This is a genomic window from Pantoea sp. R102 (genome assembly GCF_004916815.1).
GTDB classification, from domain to species: Bacteria; Pseudomonadota; Gammaproteobacteria; order Enterobacterales; family Enterobacteriaceae; genus Pantoea; species Pantoea dispersa.
In genome coordinates this window covers 43,727-50,124 of record NZ_SDFT01000068.1, presented here as the reverse complement: position 1 = coordinate 50,124, position 6,398 = coordinate 43,727, and the positions used below count along the sequence as shown (strand labels likewise).

Sequence of the window (6,398 nt, the reverse complement as noted above, 5' to 3'; positions counted from 1 at the left end):
CTGCGCGATATCGAACAGGCTATTCGTGATAATCCCCGCACTTCGCGCGTGGTGCATGACAGCGGTGAAGTGGATGCCGCGCTGGCGAATGTCGCGCAGCGTTTTACCCGCAGCTATGTCTGGCCCTATCAGCTGCATGCGTCGATTGGCCCTTCCTGCGCGGTGGCCGACTATCAGCCCGATTCGCTGCAGGTGTGGAGCGGCACGCAGAACCCGCACCTGCTGCGCGCCGATCTGGCATGGCTGCTGGAGAGGCCGGAAGAGACGATTGAAGTGAACCGCATGGAAGCTGCCGGTTGCTACGGTCGCAACTGCGCCGATGACGTGGCCGCCGATGCGGCGCTACTGTCACGCGCAGTAGGCCAGCCTGTGCGGGTACAGCTGACGCGCGCCCAGGAACACGTCTGGGAGCCGAAAGGCACTGCACAGCTGATGGAGGTGGATGGCGGGCTGGACGCGCAGGGCAATCCGCAGGTGTATGATTTCACTACGTCTTATCCGTCCAACGGCGCACCCACCCTTGCGCTGCTGCTGACCGGCCGCGTCGATCCGGTGGCGCTGGCGTATGAAATGGGCGATCGCACCTCCATTCCACCTTACGATTTTCCCCATCTGCGCGTCACCATTGAGGACATGGCGCCGATTGTGCGCGCCTCGTGGATGCGCGGCGTTTCAGCCCTGCCCAACACCTTTGCCCATGAATCCTATATGGATGAGCTGGCCCACGCGGCAGGCGTAGATCCGGTGGAGTACCGGCTGCGCTACATTCAGGACGATCGCGCCGCCGAGCTAATGCGCGCCACCGCTGCGCGCGCAGACTGGACGCCGCGCACCGCCATTCAGCAGACCGCCAGCGAACCCGGCATTTTGCGCGGACGCGGTTTTGCCTACGCACGCTATATTCACAGCAAATTTCCCGGCTTCGGCGCCGCCTGGGCTGCCTGGGTCGCGGATGTCGCGATTGATAAGCAGAGCGGCGAGATCGCCGTTACGCGTATCACCGTGGGCCATGATGCCGGCATGATGATCAACCCGGAAGGGGTAAAGCATCAGATTCACGGCAATGTCATTCAGTCCACCAGCCGGGTGCTCAAAGAACAGGTGACGATTGAAAGCAACCTGATCGCCAGCCAGGAATGGGGCAGCTACCCGATCCTGACGTTTCCGGAAGTGCCGGATATCGACGTAATGATGGTGCCGCGCCCGCACGAACCGCCGCTCGGCGCGGGGGAATCCGCGTCGGTGCCCAGCGCCGCGGCCATCGCTAACGCGGTGTTTGATGCCACCGGTATCCGTTTTCGCGAATTGCCCATTACCGCTGACAAACTGCGTCAGGCGCTGAACGGCCCCGATCCACAGCCGGAGCCACAGCTGGCCGCGCCGGTCAGCACCGCCCGCCGCCGTAGCCGAAAATGGGCGCTGGGTGGCGTAACAGGATTGCTCGGTCTCGCCGCTGGCGTGGCGATCAACGCGCTGCCGTGGCGCGCACCGATTGCGCCCGTGACACCCCCGGCCGCCGGAAGCTGGTCGGCGGAGATGCTGGAACGCGGCCGTCAGGTGGCCGCCGCCGGTGACTGCGCGGTATGCCATACCACGGAAGGCGGCGCGACCAATGCTGGCGGCCTGAAGATGGAGACACCGTTTGGCACGCTGTACACCACCAACATCACGCCGGATAAACAGACCGGCATCGGCAGCTGGTCATTTAACGCCTTCGATCGCGCCATGCGCCAGGGCATCAGCCGCGACGGCCATCATCTCTATCCGGCGTTTCCCTACACCAGCTTTCGCCAGCTGAGCGAAGGCGATATGCAGGCGCTGTACGCCTGGCTGATGTCGCAGCCGGCGGTACATCAGGCACCGCCAGAGAACCAGATGCGCTTTCCCTATAACCTGCGCTTCCTGATGGCGGGCTGGAACGCGCTCTACCTCGGGCGCGGCGAATACCAGCCTGACCCCCGCAAAGGCGCCGAATGGAATCGCGGTGCCTATCTGGTGAACGGAGCCGGACACTGCGGTGCCTGCCACTCGCCGCGTAATCTGCTGGGCGCGGAAAAACGCGGGGACAATTTCCTCGCCGGTGGCTGGGTGGACGGCTGGGAAGCGCCCGCTCTCAATCAGCTGAATAAAGCCCCGCAGCCGTGGACCGCGCAGTCGCTGTATAACTACCTGCGTAGTGGTTACGATGCGCAGCACGGCGTTGCCGCCGGACCGATGGCACCGGTGGTAAGCCATCTCGCCACCCTGCCGGAAGCCGATGTGCGCGCCATGGCCAGCTATCTGGCAGACATTAATGGTCAGGCAGCGCGCCCTGTCGCTGCGCCAGTGGCAAAACCGGCATGGAACACTGCTACGGGGGAACGGCTGTTTAAAGGTGCCTGTCAGGCCTGCCACAGCGCCAGCGAGGGCGGACCGCAGTTGTTTGGCGTCAGCCCATCGATGGCCAACAGCAGCAGCATAACCAGCGCGACGCCGGATAATCTGTTACAGGTGGTATTGCACGGTATCGACAAACCGGCAACCGATGCGCTCGGTTATATGCCCGGCTTTGCCGCCAGTTTGTCGGATAAGCAGGTTGCGGATATTGCCGCCTGGCTGCGCCAGCGCTACGCACCTGACCAACCGGCGTGGCAGAATCTGAGCGAAAAAGTGGCGCAGGTACGCGCTAATCCCGGCAGCCACTGACCCAGTCAGGCGTGCTGCCGGTCAGCGGCTTGCATCGGATCGTGGCAGATCCGCGTCGCGGATCGTGCCCTGATGGGCCGGCAGAGTGATGAGAATGGCCGGATCGAGCAGCGCGCGGGCACCGCTGTCGCCCTGCAGTTGAGCGAGCGCCGCGCCATAGTGCGCGGCAAATCCCACCGGGTGGCCCGGCTGGTTTTGCCAGCTGAGCCGTACCTGCGGCGCGCCGTTGCGCAGCGCCTGCGCCACGCATTGATGATCCTCCGCCCTCACCCACGCCATATCACCCGGTACGATCAGCCAACCATGCCAGTGGGCGGTGGCCCGCACGCCAGCGGCAATGCTTTCACCGCTGCCGGCGCTGGCAATAGTGCAGGTCGCGACGCCGCACTGCTGTGCCAGCTGTTGAATGGCGCGATCTTCCGGCCGGATAATAAGGAGAAGCGGCAAACCGCTGCGCTGCGCCTGCTGCAGCGTCAGCTTCAGCAGCGGCTGAGGCACGCCATTATCGTCAGGATACGGTGCCAGCAGTTTGTGCCCGGTACCGCCGGCCTGACGAAAGCGGCTGCCGAGACCGGCAGCAAGAATGAGGATGCCTGGCGTCTGCATACAAGGATGGCTTCCGGAAGTTGGGGCGCACAGTATGGCGCGCCCCGGCCGGGTTAGCGACGGTTTTTCCACATCGTCTGGATGTTACAGAACTCGTGCACGCCGAAGCTGGAGAGTTCGCGGCCATAACCACTCTTTTTCACGCCACCGATCGCGACGCGCGGATCTGAGGCGCCGTTGCCGTTGATAAACACCGCGCCGGTTTCCAGCTGCTCTGCCAGTTCCTGCGCCAGCGCTTCATTGCCGCTCCACACGGTGGCGCTCAGGCCAAACTCGCTGTCATTCGCCAGCTGCAGTGCATGTTGCGCATCGCGCGCGACGGTGATCGCCGCCACCGGCCCGAAGATCTCCTGACGAAAAGCGGTCATCGCGGGCGTGACGTCGGCAAGAATGGTTGGCGCATAATAGTTGCCGACGCCCTCGATCTTGTGGCCGCCCAGCACCAGACGTGCACCCTGTTGCAGGGTTTCCTGCACCTGATGATCCAGTTCATCACGCAGATCGTAGCGTGCCATCGGGCCGATATAAGTCTCTTCCTGCAGCGGATCGCCCACTTTCAGTGCCTGCACGGCTGCGCTGAAACGCGCCTCAAACGCTTCTGCGATGCTCTCTTCAATGATGAAGCGTTTGGCTGCCATACACACCTGCCCGCTGTTCTGGTAGCGTCCTGTGACCGCTGAGGCCACTGCCGCATCCAGATCGGCATCCGCCAGCACGATAAAAGGATCGGCGCCGCCTAACTCCAGCACGGTTTTTTTCAGTACCGCACCGGCCTGAGCGGCGATAGCCCCACCCGCGCGCACGCTTCCGGTTACGGCGATGGCCGCGACGCGCGGATCTTTTATGGCAGCAGAGACACCGTCGTTATCTACGTTGATTACATTGAATGCGCCGCGCGGCAAATCGGTCGCAGCAAACAGTTCCTGCATCAGCCAGGCGCAGCCCATGACGCTTGGAGCGTGTTTCAGCAGGTAGGTGTTGCCCGCCAGCAGCATGCTGACCGCGCCGCGCAGGACCTGCCAGTAAGGAAAATTCCACGGCATCACCGCCAGGATCACACCGAGTGGACGAAACGATTGCCAGGCCTGCTGGTTTTCCACCAGCGTGGGCTGATCGGCCAGCATTGCCGGTCCGTGTTCAGCATACCAGTCACACAGGCTGGCGCATTTCAGGACTTCGGCACGCGCCTGCGCAATGGGTTTACCCATTTCCAGCGTGGCGAGCGTAGCCAGTTGATCCTGACGCTGGCGCAGCTGCTCACCCAGCTGACGCAGTACCTTCACGCGCTGTGCCATCTCTGTGTTACGCCACTGCGCAAAGGCGCTGGCGCTTTGCTGTAAAGCCGTTTCCAGCTCGGCTGCACTCTGCAGGGGATAAGTGGCAATGATTTCGCCGCTGGTGGGATTACGTGAAATAACGTGATCAGTCATAGGATGCCTTCGTCAGATAATCGGGTTGATCAGAGTGAGGTCTACCTTACGCCAGCCATCAGGTGATGAAAAATGAATAGATGAGAGCAAGTTGTTCACCTGAAATGAATTGAGAGGCAGCGTAGGCCTGAAGATTTTCACTTTCCACCCTCACAGGGTGATTTAAAGACGTAAGCGAATATTCTGCAGGTTACGCTTATCAGCATCAGTCGCCTCAACGGGTTATCCACTTATACAGTGATTAGATCTTAAAGAAAGATCATAAAGAGATCTAAAAGAGATCCTAAGAGATCCCCGATCGCGGCAGGCCGCACCCGACAAGGGCTGAGAAGGTGATCATGTTCACTATAATCAGTAAAGTATCCACTATAGTCAGTACTTTATTCACTATAGACAGTAGAATGTTCACTATAAACAGTGTTAATGTTCACTGTAATCAGATACCGATCCTTTTCATCCACAGAATGAAGATCTCAGGCTATGGCAGATAAAGAGAGTGAAAACAAGGCGTTACTTGAACCTTTTCTGTCGGTGACGAAAAACAGTGGTGAAGTTATTCAGCTTCATCCCAATAAAAATAACACCGTGCAACCGGTCGCACTGATGCGCCTGGGTCTGTTTGTTCCTACCCTGAAGTCAACGGCGCGCGGGAAATCCGGCGCGATGGCTTCAACCGATGCCACCAAAGAGCTCAAAAACCTGTCGCTGGTGAAAGCGGAAGGCTATGAAAAGATTACCATCACCGGCGCACGGCTGGATATGGATAATGATTTCAAAACCTGGGCCGGTATCATTCAGTCTTTTTCGCGTTATCCGTCGAAGGGCGACACCGTCACGCTGCCGTTTATCGACTTCGTCAAAATGTGCGGTATTCCCTCGGCCAACTCGTCCGCGGCGCTGCGTAAGCGTCTTGACGCCTCCCTGCGACGCATCGCGACCAATACCCTGTCGTTTGAGGGGAATGGTAAAGCCTACCACACGCACCTGGTGCAGTCGGCTTACTACGATCGTGAGAAAGATCTGGTGCGTATTCAGGCCGATCCTAAGCTGTTTGAGCTGTATAACTTCGACCACAAGGTGCTGCTGCAGCTGCGTGCTATCTCGCGCCTCAAGCGTAAGGAGTCGGCGCAGGCGCTGTATACTTACCTGGAAAGCCTGCCCACTAATCCGGCGCCTATCTCCCTGGCGCGCTTACGCATGCGTCTTAATCTCGGCTCAAAAACCACCACGCAAAACCATGTGGTGCGGCGCGCCATGGAGCAGCTGAAAGAGATTGGCTACCTCGACTATTCCGAAGTGAAACGCGGCCGTTCGGTGTTTTTCATCATCCACAGTCGCACGCCGAAACTCGATGGCATCAGCAATCTGGAAAGTATCGATTCGCTGGAAGACCTCGATTTCGAAGACTGACTTCACCCATTCACTGTAATCAGTCAGCCCTCTTCCCGCAGTGTCACTGAGCCTAAAAGTGACACTTCTGCTTTCCCCTCATTCACTGTAATAAGCACAACCTAATCTGTTCACTGTAATCGGTAGCATTCACTGTAATCAGTGGTCGCTGCAGGTATCGCCTTTTCCGTAAAAACCCTCCAACCTTCCTTTCTATGCGGAACAGCGCTTTTATTGATAGTGGGTACTTACCAGGTGGGTTGACAGACATCTGGTCTGTGCCTTAAG

The 6,398-nt window shown here is 59.4% G+C and carries 4 protein-coding genes; 2 read left to right on the top strand and 2 right to left on the bottom strand.

Annotated elements, in window-relative coordinates:
* On the top strand, positions 1–2,685 hold a 2,685-nt coding region (locus ERD80_RS09055), incomplete at its 5' end, for a molybdopterin cofactor-binding domain-containing protein (protein ID WP_136546631.1).
* 21 nt (positions 2,686–2,706) lie between these two features.
* Here ERD80_RS09055 and ERD80_RS09050 read toward each other — a convergent pair.
* Both ERD80_RS09050 and ERD80_RS09045 read right to left on the bottom strand, forming a co-directional pair.
* Entirely contained in the window at positions 2,707–3,291 is a 585-nt protein-coding gene (locus ERD80_RS09050; protein ID WP_021508804.1) for an NTP transferase domain-containing protein, read from the bottom strand.
* A 53-nt stretch (positions 3,292–3,344) separates the two neighbouring features.
* A complete protein-coding gene (locus ERD80_RS09045; protein ID WP_136546629.1) occupies positions 3,345–4,721 on the bottom strand; it encodes an aldehyde dehydrogenase family protein in 1,377 nt (458 codons plus the stop codon).
* 480 nt (positions 4,722–5,201) lie between these two features.
* On the opposite strand from ERD80_RS09045, the gene ERD80_RS09040 reads away from it, so the two are divergent.
* Positions 5,202–6,131 (top strand): RepB family plasmid replication initiator protein, encoded by a 930-nt coding sequence (locus ERD80_RS09040; protein ID WP_021508802.1) that lies wholly within the window; start codon positions 5,202–5,204, stop codon positions 6,129–6,131.
* The last annotated feature ends 267 nt before the right edge of the window (positions 6,132–6,398 follow it).